General features: G+C 42.7%; 16 protein-coding genes and 1 tRNA gene. 7 read left to right on the forward strand and 10 right to left on the reverse strand.

The window, feature by feature from the left end; genetic code table 11:
• Nucleotides 1-906: 906 nt before the first annotated feature.
• From LVY74_RS09550 to LVY74_RS09565, 4 genes are read right to left on the reverse strand one after another with little or no spacing between them, the layout of a single operon-like run.
• Nucleotides 907-1,884, reverse strand: coding sequence for a zinc-binding dehydrogenase (locus LVY74_RS09550; protein ID WP_237814885.1), 978 nt, complete (start codon nt 1,882-1,884; stop codon nt 907-909).
• A 5-nt stretch (nt 1,885-1,889) separates the two neighbouring features.
• Nucleotides 1,890-3,308: a coniferyl aldehyde dehydrogenase gene (locus tag LVY74_RS09555; RefSeq protein ID WP_237814886.1), complete on the reverse strand. Its 1,419-nt coding sequence runs from the start codon at nt 3,306-3,308 to the stop codon at nt 1,890-1,892.
• 9 nt (nt 3,309-3,317) lie between these two features.
• Nucleotides 3,318-4,004, reverse strand: coding sequence for a type 1 glutamine amidotransferase domain-containing protein (locus LVY74_RS09560; protein ID WP_237814887.1), 687 nt, complete (start codon nt 4,002-4,004; stop codon nt 3,318-3,320).
• An 18-nt stretch (nt 4,005-4,022) separates the two neighbouring features.
• Nucleotides 4,023-4,631 carry a TetR/AcrR family transcriptional regulator gene (locus LVY74_RS09565; RefSeq protein WP_237814888.1) on the reverse strand — a complete coding sequence of 203 codons (609 nt, stop codon included), beginning with the start codon at nt 4,629-4,631 and terminating at the stop codon, nt 4,023-4,025.
• Between the two features lie 477 nt (nt 4,632-5,108).
• Here LVY74_RS09565 and LVY74_RS09570 point away from each other — a divergent pair, with 477 nt between their 5' ends.
• From LVY74_RS09570 to LVY74_RS09585, 4 genes are all read left to right on the forward strand, one after another.
• Entirely contained in the window at nt 5,109-6,293 is a 1,185-nt protein-coding gene (locus LVY74_RS09570) for a 5-methyltetrahydropteroyltriglutamate--homocysteine S-methyltransferase (RefSeq protein ID WP_237814889.1), read from the forward strand.
• A gap of 102 nt (nt 6,294-6,395) precedes the next feature.
• Nucleotides 6,396-7,802 carry a methylenetetrahydrofolate reductase C-terminal domain-containing protein gene (locus LVY74_RS09575; RefSeq protein ID WP_237814890.1) on the forward strand — a complete coding sequence of 469 codons (1,407 nt, stop codon included), beginning with the start codon at nt 6,396-6,398 and terminating at the stop codon, nt 7,800-7,802.
• A 156-nt stretch (nt 7,803-7,958) separates the two neighbouring features.
• Nucleotides 7,959-9,257 (forward strand): FAD-dependent oxidoreductase, encoded by a 1,299-nt coding sequence (locus LVY74_RS09580; RefSeq protein WP_237814891.1) that lies wholly within the window; start codon nt 7,959-7,961, stop codon nt 9,255-9,257.
• A 64-nt stretch (nt 9,258-9,321) separates the two neighbouring features.
• On the forward strand, nt 9,322-10,092 hold the full coding sequence (locus LVY74_RS09585; RefSeq protein WP_237814892.1) for an SAM-dependent methyltransferase: 771 nt from the start codon (nt 9,322-9,324) through the stop codon (nt 10,090-10,092).
• On the opposite strand, the gene LVY74_RS09590 is transcribed toward LVY74_RS09585, so the two are convergent.
• The 4 genes from LVY74_RS09590 to hisF all read right to left on the reverse strand — a co-directional run bounded on the left by LVY74_RS09590 (nt 10,073) and on the right by hisF (nt 13,002).
• Nucleotides 10,073-10,969: an EamA family transporter gene (locus tag LVY74_RS09590; RefSeq protein ID WP_237814893.1), complete on the reverse strand. Its 897-nt coding sequence runs from the start codon at nt 10,967-10,969 to the stop codon at nt 10,073-10,075. The two genes, LVY74_RS09585 and LVY74_RS09590, sit on opposite strands and share 20 nt — an antisense overlap.
• Nucleotides 10,970-11,103: 134 nt before the next feature.
• Nucleotides 11,104-11,179 (reverse strand) — tRNA-Thr (locus tag LVY74_RS09595).
• Between the two features lie 113 nt (nt 11,180-11,292).
• Nucleotides 11,293-12,090, reverse strand: a complete 798-nt coding sequence (locus tag LVY74_RS09600) for an outer membrane protein (RefSeq protein ID WP_237814894.1) — start codon at nt 12,088-12,090, stop codon at nt 11,293-11,295.
• Between the two features lie 153 nt (nt 12,091-12,243).
• Nucleotides 12,244-13,002 carry an imidazole glycerol phosphate synthase subunit HisF gene (gene hisF, locus LVY74_RS09605; RefSeq protein WP_151708436.1) on the reverse strand — a complete coding sequence of 253 codons (759 nt, stop codon included), beginning with the start codon at nt 13,000-13,002 and terminating at the stop codon, nt 12,244-12,246.
• Between the two features lie 112 nt (nt 13,003-13,114).
• Here hisF and LVY74_RS09610 point away from each other — a divergent pair, with 112 nt between their 5' ends.
• Genes LVY74_RS09610 through LVY74_RS09620 form a run of 3 tightly spaced genes read left to right on the forward strand, consistent with a single transcriptional unit; the run spans nt 13,115 to nt 15,101 of the window.
• Nucleotides 13,115-14,071 carry a homoserine kinase gene (locus LVY74_RS09610; RefSeq protein ID WP_237814895.1) on the forward strand — a complete coding sequence of 319 codons (957 nt, stop codon included), beginning with the start codon at nt 13,115-13,117 and terminating at the stop codon, nt 14,069-14,071.
• Between the two features lie 2 nt (nt 14,072-14,073).
• Entirely contained in the window at nt 14,074-14,691 is a 618-nt protein-coding gene (locus tag LVY74_RS09615; protein ID WP_237814896.1) for a DUF1294 domain-containing protein, read from the forward strand.
• A gap of 14 nt (nt 14,692-14,705) precedes the next feature.
• Nucleotides 14,706-15,101: a DUF4870 family protein gene (locus tag LVY74_RS09620; protein WP_237814897.1), complete on the forward strand. Its 396-nt coding sequence runs from the start codon at nt 14,706-14,708 to the stop codon at nt 15,099-15,101.
• 39 nt (nt 15,102-15,140) lie between these two features.
• On the opposite strand, the gene hisA is transcribed toward LVY74_RS09620, so the two are convergent.
• Both hisA and LVY74_RS09630 read right to left on the reverse strand, forming a co-directional pair.
• Nucleotides 15,141-15,878, reverse strand: coding sequence for a 1-(5-phosphoribosyl)-5-[(5-phosphoribosylamino)methylideneamino]imidazole-4-carboxamide isomerase (gene hisA, locus LVY74_RS09625; RefSeq protein ID WP_151708440.1), 738 nt, complete (start codon nt 15,876-15,878; stop codon nt 15,141-15,143).
• Nucleotides 15,879-15,952: 74 nt separating this feature from the next.
• Nucleotides 15,953-16,543 carry a 3'-5' exonuclease gene (locus LVY74_RS09630; RefSeq protein ID WP_237814898.1) on the reverse strand — a complete coding sequence of 197 codons (591 nt, stop codon included), beginning with the start codon at nt 16,541-16,543 and terminating at the stop codon, nt 15,953-15,955.
• Nucleotides 16,544-16,562: the final 19 nt, after the last annotated feature.

Genomic DNA, 16,562 nt, shown 5'->3' on the forward strand with positions numbered 1-16,562 from the left:
AATTATTAAATCAATAACCATAAATATTGCAAGAAAAAAGATATGACCTAGTAAAAATCCAACAATGACAAAAATAGGTGAAGCAAGTACGAATAAAGCAACTCCTAATGCATATGAACCACTTGCATTATCAGGCATCTGAGGATGATTTAAGTCTTTATAAAAGATGAGCCAAACAAGCGGAAGAATACATATACAAATCCAAAAACTGCGTTTCATAAATGAATAAATTTGAGTATTACTATATTTTTTATCAAATGTAGTTCTAATGAATAGAATAAACAAAATAAAAAATATAATAATACAGATAGTTATAATCAAAAAAATTTCCTTATTAGTAGTTCATATTTCAGTTCAGTGACTATTAAAAGATAATCAAAAAATAGATTTTCTCTTTTTTTACTAAAATTATTGGTGGCTATTCATTAAGTCTTGCTAAAATCAACATAAACATCTTATATGAAATTTGTTATATAATTTGTTTTAATTCAATATTTTATCTTGTTGTGAATAGCCTGATTCTCATCAATTGGGCTTTTTACATGAATCGTAACGTTCCATGCCTAATGTTTAGTCAATGTTTCACGATTTTGATTCGTTCCCGTGAACAATCTCGCTGCTACTCATATGGCTTGAAAAATAGGCTCTAGAAGCCCTTTAGCTTAGGTTCCAGATCAGCTGGTGGGACAGAATCTTGATCGGTAAACGTGGTCATATGGGATTGTGTAGCTTCTAAAAATATCTGGCGGCCACGATGATTTCACACAAAGGCTTGTATCTAAATGCTATTGTTCACTACAAACAGTGTTTAGAGCATGATTTAACATGATAAATCTTCGTTAATCTCTGTTTTAAACCACCAAATGAACAGGCATCGCACTTACGTTGCCTGTTCCATATTTAAATTTAAGGACGCAGCAAGACTTTACCCTGTTTACCTGAACTTAGACTGCGTTTCACCGCTTGCTCAATTTCGGCAAAAGGAAAAATCGCCTCAACAGGCAGTTTCAGTTCTTGGCTGACAAGGTGCTGCATAAGCTCAGTAATCAGGCGCTTTTTATCTGCCACACTCATGTTTTGGCTGACTTTACTGCCCCAAAAACCTTTCACAGTGGCTTGTTTAAAAATCAAATCCCCCGAAGCAATTTGCATTGGCTCGCCAAGCTGAGTCCCAAAGGAAACCAATGTGCCATTTTCACCCAGCAGGCTGATTAAGTCCGCACTGGCTTGTCCGCCAATCGAGTCCACCGCAGCCCGAATCGGTGCGCCCGCCACAATTTGCTCAACTTGCTGTTGCCAGCCATTTTGTGCAGTTGAAACCACATGCTGAATGCCCAAAGCCTGTAATTCAGCCACGGCTTCATTGCGGCGCACAAGGTTAATGCTATGCACGCCACGCGATTGAGCCAGCATCGCCAGTGTTTTGCCGACCGTCCCATTCGCAGTATTCTGGATAATCCAGTCACCCGCATTGACCTGTAAAAATTCTAGTAACATCAGGGCGCTGAGCGGCATGGCAATCAACTGCGCTGCAACTTCATCGGGAATGGCATCGGGGAGTGGAATGACCATACGGCTTGGGGCAATAAAATATTCTGCCCATGTGCCATGGACTGAAGCCACCGCAACCCGTTGTCCGACCTGTAAATGTTCAACTTCTGCGCCGACAGCATCTATGATTCCAACCGCTTCACTGCCCCCAATCGCAGGGAAGCTAGGCTTGTAACCATAGCGTCCGCGTACCGTCCACAGATCATGATGATGAATCGGTGCAAGCAGGGTACGAATGCGTACCTGATCAGCTTGTAATTCAGGTACAGGCTGATCCGCCAAATGCAGCACCTCTTCAGGTTCGCCAAAGCGCTCATGAATTAAACTTTGCATGAGCATTACTCCTGAGTTGGGTTCAGCATCTTCTGTAATTGTTGATACGCTGCTGCATAAGGCGCGCGTAAACGTAAATTGGATTCACCTTGTGGGCTTTGCACCACAATCGGTTTGGCATGACTAAAACGTCTGAACCCATGAACCCCGTGATAAGCCCCAATTCCCGATGCACCAACACCGCCAAATGGTAAAGTTTCAATGACCACATGGGTCATGACATCATTCACCACCAACGCACCCGAAGTGGTTCGTTCAGCAAAATACTGTTGTGCTGCGGCATCTTCTGAGAAGTAATAAGCTGCCAACGGGCGTGGATGTGCATTGATATAGTCAATTGCTTGCTGTTCTTGCTGATAGGTTTTAATCGGCAAGATCGGACCAAAAATTTCTTCCTGCATCACCAACATGTCATCGCTGACATTCAGCACCAAAGTCGGCACAATTTTACGACGGGCATCATCATGAGTGGCATCTTGAGTGTGCGCAGTCAAAGGAATCAGAGTCGCTCCTTTGGCTTGAGCATCTTCTAACACATGCAATAACCGCTGATAATGACGCGGGTTAATAATCGCGGTGTAATCAGGATTGTCTTGGAAATGGTTGAAGCTCTCAGCCATAAATTTCTGGGCAAATTCCACAAAATCCTGCTGTTGCTGTTCAGGCAACAACACATAATCAGGTGAAATACAGATTTGCCCTGCATTGAAGGTTTTCACCGTCAAAATGCGTTGTACCGCCTGTTCAAGTTTGGCATCAGGGGCAATCACCACAGGCGATTTACCACCCAGTTCCAAAGTCACAGGCACCAGATTTTCTGCGGCGGCGCGCATCACATGGCGTCCGACTTGGCTACTCCCTGTAAACACCAAATGATCGAAAGGCAGTGTGCTAAAGGCAGCGCCCACCTCGGCATCACCCGTCACTACACCCAGTTCCAGTGCATCGAAATATTGTGGAACCAGTTCTGCCAATAACTCAGCCGTTTTTGGGGTGAGTTCAGACGGTTTAATCAGGGCACGGTTGCCCGCAGCAAACACACCCGCCAGTGGGCTAAAGGCAAGATTCAGCGGAAAATTCCACGGGCTGATAATTCCCACCACACCGAGCGGTTGCTGATGAATCTCGGTACGCATCTCGGCATACGGCGCAGCCACAATTTCAGGTTGTGTCCACTCAGCCAGTTGTTCTTGGGCATAACTCAGCGCAGCAACCGAAGCCAAAATATCTGACACCAAACTTTGGTAGGCACTGCGATGTCCAAAATCTGCTGAAATCGCCGAAATCAGTGCTTCACGATGTTCAATCAATAATTTTTTGGCACGTTCCAAACGGTCATGGCGTAGTTCCAGACTGGCAGGCGCCGCTTGGGTATGCGCTTGGCGCATGGTTGCCAAGCGTTGTTGTAAAGTTGAAATATCCATGTGACGTACTTAAGCCTCTGCATTCAATAAAACGAGAAGCTGTTCTGCGACGGCTTCCGAGCTGGCAGGGTTTTGTCCTGTCACCAAATGTCCCTCAGTCAAAATGAATGACTGCCAGTCTGCACCTTTTTGGTAATGTGCGCCTTGTGCCTGAAATTCATCTTCAATTAAGAATGGTACAACCTCAGTCAGTCCAACCGCAGCTTCTTCACTGTTGGAAAAGCCTGTGACATTTTTACCTGCCACAAAAGATTGACCTGCTGCTGTTTTGACATGTTTGAGTACCGCAGGGGCGTGGCAGACCAAGCCCATTGGTTTACCTGCGCGGTCAAAATGCTCAAGCAGTGCAATCGAGTCGGCATTTTCAGTCAGATCCCAAAGTGGGCCATGACCTCCTGGGTACATCACGGCATCAAAACCAGTCACATCAAGCTCAGCAAGGACGTGGGTGTTTGCCAAGCGTGCTTGTGCTTCAGTATCTTGCTCAAAACGTCGGGTTGAATCCGTCTGGAAATCAGGTTCGTTACTTTTTGGATCAAGTGGTGGTTGTCCACCTTGTGGTGATGCAAGGGTAATCTCTGCACCTGCATCTTTAAACACATAATACGGTGCAGTAAATTCTTCCAACCAAAAACCTGTTTTATGACCTGTGTTGCCTAAGCGGTCATGTGAAGTCAGTACCATTAAAATTTTCATCATATTCTCCAAAATGCCTTAGGCGCTCGCTTGACCGAGCATAAATTCTGTTGCCCGCAGTGCATCGTGCATCGGGTCTTTGCTTTGACTGAGTTTGCTGAGCAGGGCAGCACCGAGCCACATCTGATACAGCACTTGTGCGGTGGCAGCAGGGTTGCTGCACAGTTGCATCGAAGCTTCATCGACACCGCGTTGTAGTAATTCACTGAGGCGAGCGAGAAGGACTTGCACGCCTTGATTCATGATTTGACGCATATCTTCCGATAAATCAGCGACTTCAGCAGCGAGTTTGACGATCAGGCAGCTTTCAGCCCAACCTGTATCAGGCTGCTCAGGATCTTGAATCCATGCCTGAAAATAGCTTAGCAGTTGCTCACGTGCCGACCGTTCAGGTTGATTCCAAAGCATCGAAAGGCGTTGTCCATAGTTGCTGATGTAGTGTTGCAGTAGCTCGCAGCCAAACACCTCTTTAGACGCAAAGTAGTGATAGAACGAGCCTTTAGGAACACCACTGGTTTTTAAAATTTCCTGCAAACCGACACCGACAAAGCCTTTACGCAGTACCAGCTCAAAGCCTGTATCTAAAATATGCTGTCGAGTTTGTTCTGCTTTTTTGCTCAGGGTCATCAGATTACCTATTTAGAAATAGACCGGTCGTCTATTGATTAGATTACAGCAAATTATTTTCTTGTCAATTGTGTGGTCTTAAAGAGGGTGGATGACTAAAAAATTACACTAATGCTTCTAAATTCAAATACTTTTGAGAAAATGCTCAAGATTAAAGTCTAAGATTTTTTACAAAAGGCTACAATTGTGATGAATTCACCTGATGATGAATTTTGCTCAGAATGAAACCGATAAACATCATATATAAAACTTAAATGATGAATATTTCTCATTTAAAAATCACCATTTTTGCTGATGTTTTTTCAGCTTTTGATGAAATATAGTCATATTTGTGTATTTTATTTGATCAATAGAAAATTAACTCAATGAAAATAAAAATGTATTTTTATAAATGAGTAAAATTAATCTAATTTTTAAAAACATGAAAATTATTGTTTAATGGTGTTCAACGATAAAATATAAATGTTGAGTATTGCCATGAGTAACACCACTGCACAAGCACGACAACAATATGCAGGTTTCAAAGCCGATCACGTCGGGAGCTTTTTACGTCCACAGCGTATTAAACAAGCCCGTTTAGATTTGGCGGCAGGCAAAATTAGCCAAGCTGACTTGACCCAAATTGAAAATGAAGAAATCATTCAACTGGTTGAACAACAAAAACAAAATGGCGTGCATGCCATTACCGATGGCGAACTGCGCCGCGCGTGGTGGCATTTTGACTTTATGGAACACTTTGTTGGTGTTGAAGGGTTCGACGAAGCAGAAGGCTATAAATTTAAAGGCGTTGAAACCAAACCGCATCAGGTACGTGTCATTGGCAAAATTGATTTTGCCGATACTCATCCACATTTACAGCATTTCAAATTTTTAAAAGACGTAGTGGGGGATGATGCTGAACATGTGGCGAAAATGACCATTCCAAGCCCGAACATGTTTTTACACCGTAAAATCCGTTGTTCCAATGAATTTTATGCCAATAACTTGCAAGCTTATGCTGAAGATTTGGGGCGTGCTTACCAAAAAGCTGTACGTGCATTTTATGAAGCGGGCTGTCGTTACCTGCAACTTGATGATGTGTACTGGGCATTTTTGGTGTCACAACAACGCCAAGATGAAGAACAACAATTTGGTGAAAGTACGAAAAGTCTGGCAGAAGCCTGTGTCACAACCTTGAATTTGGCGTTGCAAGACAAGCCCGAAGATTTGGTGATCGGCATGCACATTTGCCGTGGTAACTTCGCATCAACATGGATTTATGAAGGTGGTTATGACGGCATTGAAGACTACATCTTCAAGCATTTGCAGAATATTGACCGTTATTTCTTGGAATATGACAACGAGCGTTCAGGTGGTTTTGCACCACTGGCAAAACTCAAAGGCAGCAATGCGGAAGTGGTCTTGGGTTTGATCACCTCTAAAGTGGAACAGCTTGAAGATAAACAGGAAATTGTGGCACGTATTCGTGAGGCAGCACAGTATTTACCACTTGAACAGTTGGCACTTAGCCCACAATGTGGCTTCTCTTCGACTGAAGAAGGTAACCATGTTGCGTATGAAGCGCAGTGGGAAAAACTACGTCTAATCAATGAAATTGTTGCAGAAGTTTGGTCATCCGTTCCGCAAGCGAGCAGCAAAACATCATTCGCTGTTGAATGCTAATCTGACTGAAAAGGCTGCATTCAACGTGATGCAGCCTTTTGCTATTTTTCTTGTGTCTGGGTCTTTGCTAAAATACGTCTTTAGATTGATCTCCCTGCACACATGTCGGCACTTTCGCATTATTTGCAACAGCAACAATTTTGTCTGATTCTCGAACAGATCGTCTCGAAACGTGCGACTTTGCCCTCGGTTGCCAGTTTGGCAGGTTTGCCGTGTGTCATGGCTTTTGCAGATCGTGTACATGCTGATGATGATCCATCCCCCATCTCTTTGGCGCAAAGTGTCAGCCCTGAGCAAGCCAAGTTATTACATTTCTCAGGTAAAGCGCGTGATCTCAAAGATTTAGAACAGTTTATTGAGCAAGCCAAACAACACAATATGCGTGATGTATTGTTACTGACAGGCGACAAACTCAAGCAGCATAATTTTGGCAAACAATATCCGCTGCAACGCACACGCTATTTAGAGTCAGTCAGTAGCCTGATGTGGGTGAAAGCACATGCGCCCGACATGTACTGTGGTGTAGCGTTTAATCCCTTTAAATACACCGAAAGTGAAGAACAAGCCCAGTATTTAAAATTTGAAAAAAAACAGCGTGCTGGCGCAGATTTTGTGATTACCCAGTTGGGGTATGATCTTGCCAAGATTTTAAAATTTAAACAATTTGTAGATCAAACAACGCAGCCTTGTCCAGTCTTGGCCTGCGTGATGCCGTTGACCTATCGCCGTGCCAAATTTATGGTCAAGCAAGAAGTGGCAGGTGTCGAAATTAGTCGTCATTTACTACAACATTTAAAAGCTGAGCTACAGCAAGATGCCGCATGGGCAGAGCAGCGCGTGTATGCGCGGGCAGCGCTACAAATCTGGATTTACCGACATTGGGGATTGGCAGGCATTCATGTCTCAGGCTGTCAAAATTCAGAACAGCAAGCCCTACTTGAACAGGCATTGGCTCAGTACGAAACATGGACGCTTGAGCAGTGCCTAATAGAATGGAATCATCTGTGCAAGATTGTGCGTGGCGATGAAATGCAGCCTGATTTATCGGCAGCCTATCCGCAGCAGCAGCCTTCGGTGTTGAAATATCAGATGTTACAAGTGACGCATGACTGGTTGTTTGACAGTACATTGGCGCAAAACATCGGGCGATGTGTCTTTCAGTTAAAATTCTGGCAAAAAGGCTGGGCAGCGAAAAGTATCTTGTCGATTGAACATGCCAGTAAACACGCGGTCGTTGGCTGTGAAAGCTGTGGGCAATGTCGTTTGGCAGAAACCCTGTATATTTGCCCTGAAACCTGCCCGAAAGGTTTAGCCAATGGACCTTGTGGTGGTACGCGGTTAGATCGCTGTGAATTTGCGGATCGTGAATGTATTCACAGCCAAAAATATCGTTTGGCTAAACAGGTCAAGCAGCAGGCGCTTTTGCGGAATGAATTGATTCCTGCTGTACCTGTCGAAGTCCGTCAGACCAGTTCGTGGGTAAACTGGTTTCAGCCGAAAAATCAGTGATTTTTCCATAATTATTTTGAAAATTTCAAGGCAAAATTTCTTGTAAAAAATGACTGTAAAAGAATGTAAAAAAACGAATTATGGTATTTTTTAACAAGGTATTTGTCCACGACTTCGCACATAATGAAGAAAATGGGCTAAAAAACGGATAAAACATTGGATATTGCAGTCATTGGTAGTGGCATGGCTGGGCTTGCCACAGCACGAATTCTCAAAGATGCAGGACATAATATTACCGTATTCGAATCGTTGCCCGGACGTGGCATGGACAGTCATACGGTTGAATTTGATGGGGGAATTATCGATGCGCCATTGCGTGTCATGAACCCTTATCTCTGGAAAAATACCTTAAGTCTTGCAACGCATTTAGGCATTAAAACCTTTCCAGTACGTACTTATATGGCATGTAGCTGGTTGTTTGAAGATAAAACAGAAACGTGGTTAACCACGTCACGCGCACCGATTGGGAATTTCCCGATCATCAATAACCGTAAAGGTTTACAACAATACGGTGTGCGTATCGTGAAAGGCATGCTCCAGCTGAAAACTGCGATTCACCGTTTCTTTAAATCAAAAAACCAGAATATTACGCTCACCGAATTTATTAATAAAAACGACATTGAAGAAGTGTTCTGGCATGGTGCGGTCATGCCTGTGCTGTACACGATTTGTACCTGTAACCCGAAAACCATTGGTGAATGGCCAGCAAAACCGCTATTGGTCTTTTTAAGCCAGTTGACCAGTGGTGTTGAGTTATTACGTTTAAAAGGCGGTACGCCTGCTTTTGTGAATAAGTTGATTGAAGGAATCACAGTGCATAGTGGTGCTGCGGTGACTAAGGTTGAACTGAAAGACGATAAAGTCTTTGTTGAAAATCAGGCAGGTACACAGCAATTATTTGACCGTGTGATTGTGGCAACCCCAACCAATAAAGTGGAAGACTTCCTGAATCCAGAACAGTTTGCTGAAGATTTGCAGCTCTTAAAACAGTTCCGTTTTGAAGAAGGTGATTTGGTCATTCATACCGATGCAACAGTGATGCCACCACGTCGTAAAGACTGGGCAGTCCTCAGTTATATGATGGATCGTAAATTTACCCGTCAGCAGTTTACCGTGTGGATGAACGCGATTGAGCCAACTTTGGTCGGTAAAAGTCCTGTGTTCCAAACATGGCGTCCAGTGACACCGATTGATCCGAAGAAAGTCATTTCAACGGTGAAATTGAGTCGTGCTGTGGTGAATTCACAAACTGTGGAATTGAGCCAAGAATTGCAGCGTCGTCAAAAAGCGCCAGACCGTAAAGTGTATTTCTGTGGTTCTTGGTCTTGTGATGGTTTGCCAATTCTTGAGTCTGCGGTGACTTCAGCGATGCAAATTGCCAAAAATCTAGGTGCGCCAATTCCATTTGTGGGCTTAAAACCAAAACCAGAAGTTGCACCAGAATTAGGTTACTAATTTGCGCTTATTGCAACGGCTCCGCCAAAAACTCCCTCAGCATAAGTATACGATAGATACAAAAATGCTAGGGGATGCTGCAACACTGGCGTGGAGTAATTTGGGCTTGTGGTCGTCACAAGCCCAAACTTATGTCGAGGCCTGTGAACAGCTTGCAGCGCATCTCGCTCAAAGTATTCAACTCTCAGCACAAGATTGCCTGCTCGATTTAGGCTGTGGGCATGGCGCGAGTTTGCAATATTGGGCGCAGCATTATGCAGTGCAGCATATTGAAGCAGTTGAAATACAAACCGCATGTATTGATAAAATTCAGCAACAAGCTTTGGCTTGTGTGCGTGAGTTGTATCAGTGTTCGTTTATGAATTTAAATGCGGCAAATTTTGCTCAGAAATTTGATGCAATTGTGTGTTTAGATGCACTTTATCATTATGATCTGCATCAATTTATTCCTCAGATTCCCACACTGTTAAAACCTCAAGGTCGAATTGCCTTTCACACGTTACAGCTCAGTGAGAATTGGTCAAATGCCCATTTTTTGAGTCAGCAACGTGATCAATATTTATTAAAACTGGCGGATGTTCAGCTCAAGCATCTAATGCCACAAGCGCAATTACAACAATTACTTGAGCAGCAAGGCTTTAAGCAAATCCAAATCCAAATTTTATCTGAACCTGTATTAGGTGGCTTTGCTGATTATGTTCAGCGACAACCTCAATTCCATGGTTTTCAGCAGGACTTGAATGCCTTAAAAATCCAGATGACAGGCAAACTTTGTCAGCAACTTAGACAAAGTCATCGGATTGATTATGTGCAAGTCAGTGCAACTTTGGCTTAATCCAGCGCTGTCCAAAGACATTAATCACTAAGCCTGAGATAATCACGGATGTCGCAATCATTTGATTGATGCTGAGATGTTCTCCCAAGAAAATGGCTGCGGTGATCAGTCCCACGACAGGCACGAGCAAGGTCAGCGGTGCAATCATTGAAGTTGGGTATTTGCTGAGTAAGTAACCCCAAAGACCATAGCCCATAATCGTGGCAATAAAAGCCAAATAACCTACCACAAAAATCTGATGCACATGGGCATGCTGCAAGCTCCAAACAATCTTGTCAGAACCTTCAAATATCCATGAGCATAGAAAAAATGGCAAAATGGGAACCAGTGCACTCCAAACCACCAAAGACATTGGGTTGACCTGATGCTGTTGCACAATCACTTTATTGCAAATATTGCCACATGCCCAAGACAACGCGGCAGCAAAAACTAAGAGCAGGGGAATCATTGGAAGATCAGTTTTACTGCCTGTATGCGATTCGACAGCCAGTAAAAGAATGCCCAAGACTGCAATCGCCATTCCAGCATAATGATGACGCTGGATTTTTTCTTTCAGTAAAGAATGACCAAGCCATAAAGTAAAAAAAGCTTGTGCTTGTAACAGTAATGAAGCCAAACCTGCGGGCATTCCCAAATGAATTGAAAGAAACAGTAAGGCAAATTGCCCAAAACTAATGCTCATGCCATAGGCGATTAACCATTTGAGCGGAATACGAGGCGCACGAATAAAAAATAAGGCAGGAAACGCCACCGCACTAAAGCGTAATCCTGCGAGGAGTAAAGGTGGAATTTCTGTGACCCCAAGTTTAATCACAACAAAATTGAGCCCCCACGCGAAAATGATACACAGCGCTAAACAGAGATCTTTAATTGACATGGTCATCATTAGATTTTATCAAATGGTTGAAACGTATTTTAAATACACCCAGCCTAAGCATAGCTTAAAAATTGATTTTTAATGCAATAAAAAAAGCCCCAAGTTTTTTCAAACTTGGGGCTTTTTGAATTCGATGGTGCCGACACACGGATTCGAACTGTGGACCTACTGATTACAAGTCAGTTGCTCTACCAACTGAGCTATGTCGGCAACGTGGCGAGAATTTTACTGGATTTGAGTAAAAGGTCAAGCCAAAAAATAAACAATTGAACAGGGCATAAAAATAAAGAGGGCAAAAGTCCTCTTTATTGGGTTTTAAAATCTTAGAATGCGTAACGTAGACCTAGAGTTACGTCATGAGCAGAAACTTTGACTTTGTTCTTCTTTTCTAAGTGATCTGTACGGACATAAGTGTTTGTACTATCTACGATGCTGACATCATAATAATTGCTACTTGTTTGACTGCCGGCATTTAAGTAACGATAAGTTAGATCTAGACTTAATTTAGGTGTAAATTCATAAGAAAAACCAGCACCTACAGCCCATGCAATACGGGATTTATTTTCAGTGATTTTGTTATCTTCCACTGAAACATTGCTTGTTATTTGAGTTAATGTGGTCAGTTTTGTATGTGCTAAACCAACACCAGCAGAAACATAAGGAGTGAAGCGTGAGCTATTTTTAAAATCATAATAACCATTTAGCATAAATGTTTGTAGTGTTAACTCATGCTTATCTTGAATGGTGTATAACCCTAAACCTGTTGGTGTATAAGTTAAATATGGTGATGCTGATGAGTTTAAGTTCGCCTTACCATGATAGCTATATTCAACTTCAGCACGAACAGGTACATGATAGGCTGGTTCAAAATTCACACCATATGCCACATTTCCACTAAAAACGGTTTTTTTATCATCACTCAGTTTAACTGCTGAACTTACATCTGTTGTTGATGTTGAGGTATTTGTATAGCTAAAAGAGCTTTTATTATCATAATTAGCAACAGAACTTGCACCAAGTTTTGCGGAAACATAGGCAGACTCAGCAAGAGTCACGGCATGGCTTGAAACACTTGCCGCTAAACATGAAAGAGCGACTGCTGATAATGTAAGTTTTTTCATTGTTAACCTTTTAGTAGTTTAACTTGTTATTAATTAAGAATCTGTATTTTACAAAATTTATACATATTATCAATTAGAAATTCATTTTTATTTTAAAGGAATAAAAAAGATGGCAAGTGCCATCTTTTTAATCTCTTAGATTAGCTGTTTAAATTACAAACGCATTTCAATGCCTTGCGCTGCCAGAAATTGCTTCGCTTCTGGAATTGTATGTTGACCAAAGTGGAAAATGCTGGCTGCAAGCACTGCATCTGCACCGCCTTTTAAAATTCCATCTGCCAAGTGTTGCAAGTTGCCGACACCACCAGATGCAATGGTTGGAATGGTGACACGGTCATTAATGGCACGCATTAAAGCAATGTCATAACCTGCTTTAGTGCCATCAGCATCCATACTGGTGATCAGAAGTTCGCCCGCACCATAGTCTGCCATTTTAACTGCCCAGTCAATCGCATCAATGCCTGTGGGTTTACGACCACCGTGAGTAAAGATTTCCCATTGATTGTCGCCCGTTTTTTTGGCATCAATTGCAACGACAATACATTGAGCGCCAAAACGTTGAGAAGCTTCCTGAACAAATTCAGGGTTAAACACGGCAGCCGAATTAATGCTGACTTTGTCTGCGCCAGCATTGAGTAATAAGCGAATATCTTCAACTTTACGGACGCCACCACCCACAGTCAGAGGAACGAAAACGCTTTCTGCCATACGTTCAACAGTACGATAAGTGGTGTCACGTCCATGATGGGTTGCCGTAATGTCGAGAAAGGTGATTTCATCTGCACCTTGTTCGTTATAACGGCGTGCAACTTCAACAGGATCACCTGCATCACGAATATCTAAAAATTGTACGCCTTTCACTACACGGCCATTGTCCACGTCAAGGCACGGAATAATACGTTTTGCAAGCATTGTGACATCCAAATGTATCGGTCTATGGAAAGAAAGTTCCCGAGAAAGGGTGACATCTTGGTAAACTGTGGCAACATTCTACCAAACTTATTTTGTTTCACGCAGGTTTTCTATGTCGGTTTACACTCCTTTGAGTTTAAATGAAGTTCAGCAATTTTCCGCAGCCTATGGATTGGAGGTGGTTGAGCTGATTCCGATTCAAGGTGGGATTCAAAATACCAACTATTTCATTGTGACTCATGACCAAAAACAGTTTGTACTGACCGTCTTTGAAAATGAAACAGAGCAAAGTGCAGGAGAGTTGGTTCCTGTCTTGCAACAGTTAGCAGCACATGGTGTACCTGTCGCTGCACCACTCTCGCATGGTGGGCGTGCAATTCACTATATTGTGGGGAAACCTGCACAAATTGCCCCACGCGTTTGGGGTGAGCATCCTGAGATCACCACAACGGGACAAGTGGCAGAAATTGCCAAAGCGCAAGCCAAACTGCATGTTGCATTGCAAGATTTTCCACTCACCCGTAGCCATAGCCGTGATCATGGGTATTGGACAGAGATAGGACAAGATTTAAAAAATAGCATGTCCATAGCCGATGCTGAGTTATTTGATCAGGTCTATGCGGTATTTGCTGAGTATCAAGCCCAATATCCGCAACGTCCAAAAGGCTGGGTACATTCAGATTTATTCCGTGATAATACGCTATTTAAAGGCGATGAACTGCAAGGCATTCTGGATTTCTTTGAACTGAATTTTGATGAGTTATTGTTTGATGTTGCGATTACCATCAATGATTTTTGTAGCCAGTTTCCAAATGTGGAATTGGATGCTGACAAACTACAAGCCTATTTAGATGCCTATCAGCAGATTCGTGTTTTAACTGACGATGAACAAGCATGCTTGGATGTTTACTTGGCAATGGCAGCATGTCGTTTCTGGTTGTTACGTTTAAATGTTGCTCGTCTGAATGCAGCGCAAGGACGTGGTGGAGATGATGTACACTGTAAAAATCCAAATGAAATGCGCGCGATGCTACAGCAGCGTTTAACTCGATTAAGTCAGGAATCATAACAATGCGTGATCAAGGGCGCTTAGTTGAATGGTTGGATGACAAAGGCTATGGATTTATTCAGCCCAATGATTTGAGTAAGCCACGAGTTTTTTTGCATATCAAAGATTTTGCGCAGCGTGGCCCACGTCCAATTTTAGGCTGCGCACTGGATTACGTGGTGATTGTAGATGAGCGTGGGCGCTTTCGTGCCAAGCAGGTGGTTTATCTAAAAGCCAAGCAAAGTCAGCCTAGTCATCAGCCTCAAACACGAGCGGCAGCATCGAGTTTGCATCCCATCGTGATTGTTATGGTGATTTATGCACTATTTTTATTGTTGGCAGTGGGACTCAAGGCTTTGCCAAGTGGTTTGTTGCTTTATATCGTGCTGATCAATGCGGTGTGTTACTGGCAATATGCGCATGATAAAAAAGCAGCTCAGCAAAAACAGCGTCGTGTTCCTGAGCAAACACTGCATATTTTGTCTTTGCTTGGAGGATGGCCTGCTGCATGGTTTGCACAACAAAAGTTACGTCATAAAACTCAAAAACAACCATTTCGCCAAATTTATTTTTCGACCATTGTGCTAAATATCATATTGTTATGTATGGTTATAGCATTCTTTCCAAAATTCATACATTAGATGAGGAGAGTTAAATGTACATTGATAGCGAACTACAGGCGAAAAAAAATCTCACCTTATTGCTGTATGTGCTGTATGGTTTTGCAATTTTTTCCGCAGGGATTTTGGCAATCGTTGCCTTGATTGTGAATTATGTCAAACGTGATGCGATGCACGGTACGATTTATGCCAGTCATTTTACTTGGCAGATTCGTACGGTGTGGTGGTACTTGTTTTGGAATATTCTTGGTCTATTGCCTTGTGGGTATTTGTTTTTTAGTTTTGATCAGCCTGACGTGTTTATTGGTGGATTATTTGCCGCACTGGTGTTTTGGGTGGTGGTGGCAACAGTTTCTTGGATTTGGATTGTCTATCGAGCAGTGCGTGGCGTGATTGCCCTGAATGATGAACAACCGATGTATCAGAATTAAAAAAAGAGCTCAGATGAGCTCTTTTTTTATAAGCTTGAATTAGATCAAAATTTTGTCTTCATCAAGTAAGATTTGTGCATCACGTAAGTTGAGTGTGCCTTCATAAATTGCACGACCTGTGATTGCGCCAAGAATGCCTGATTTACCTTTTAATGCACGAACATCTTCAAGATCGGTTACGCCACCTGAAGCAATAATCGGTAAGCCACAGTAGTCTGCAAGCGCAACAGTTTGCTCAACATTAACACCTTGCATCATGCCATCGCGGGCGATGTCGGTATACACAATGCTCGATACACCTGCATCGGCAAAGCGTTTTGCCAAATCAGTCGCTTTCAAGTCAAGTACGTTTGCCCAGCCATCTGTCGCAACGTAACCATCTTTGGCATCAATACCGACAATGATGTGACCTGCAAATTTTTTGCATGCTTCTTCTACAAACTCGGGTTCTTTCGCCGCTTTTGTACCAATAATCACAAAAGAAACGCCAGCTTCCAAATAGTGCTCAATAGTTTCAAAAGAGCGAATCCCACCACCGATTTGAATCGGTAAATCTGGGTGTGCTTTGGCAATCGCTTCAACCACGCCTTTATGAATCGGTGTTCCTGCAAAAGCACCATTCAGATCAACCAAGTGTAAACGACGTGCGCCTTCGTTCACCCAATGGGTTGCTGTTGCCACTGGATCGTCAGAGAAAACGGTATCATCTTCCATACGGCCTTGTTTTAAGCGAACACATTTACCATCTTTCAGGTCAATCGCTGGGATGATGAGCATGCTGTAGCACCTTATTAAAATTGCAATCTAAGAATGGGATTTATCTTAGCAAACTATTTTTAAATCCTTAATCCTTAATCACTTGGATTTTTAATTTTCTGCAAAGCCAAATAAACCTGCAAACTGGCATAGGCATCATTGGCTGCATAGCGTTTTTGCATTAAGGATAAGGGTTGTTGACTCCAGTTCGATACAGTAACACGATGTGGCTTGGCTAAATATTGCTGCAAAATCAATGCAACAGCAGTTTGAATACCGACCTGATTGTCATAGCCAAAGTCTTTGAATTGGTGAGATAGATCGAACAGTCCTTCCAGTTTAAGCTGATGCTTATGCAGCAATTTTTTATCATTTTTTAAACCGAATCCCACTTTGAGAATCTTCGGGTTGGCGAGTAATGCTTTGAGTGCAGGCTGTTGAAACTGCGAGTATGGGAATAAAAATGTATAGTGAGGCGTGGCGATTTGAATCAGATGTGGTCCTGTTTGCACTTCACCCTTTTGAAAAGTGGGTTTGCTTTCTGTGTCAAAACCGACACAGTTGAGTGTTTCGAGCTGTTGCTCAAAGAGAAAAACCTGTTCAGGTTGCTTAACATCAATCATCTGTTGATCGCTTACCCCTTGAAAAGCAGGCAGTTGAGACAGTGTGGCTTTATCTAAAGGCATACAAAAGGCAAAAAAAATC

The sequence above is a fragment of the Acinetobacter sp. ME22 genome, assembly GCF_022012315.1.
Classification (GTDB): Bacteria; Pseudomonadota; Gammaproteobacteria; order Pseudomonadales; family Moraxellaceae; genus Acinetobacter; species Acinetobacter brisouii_A.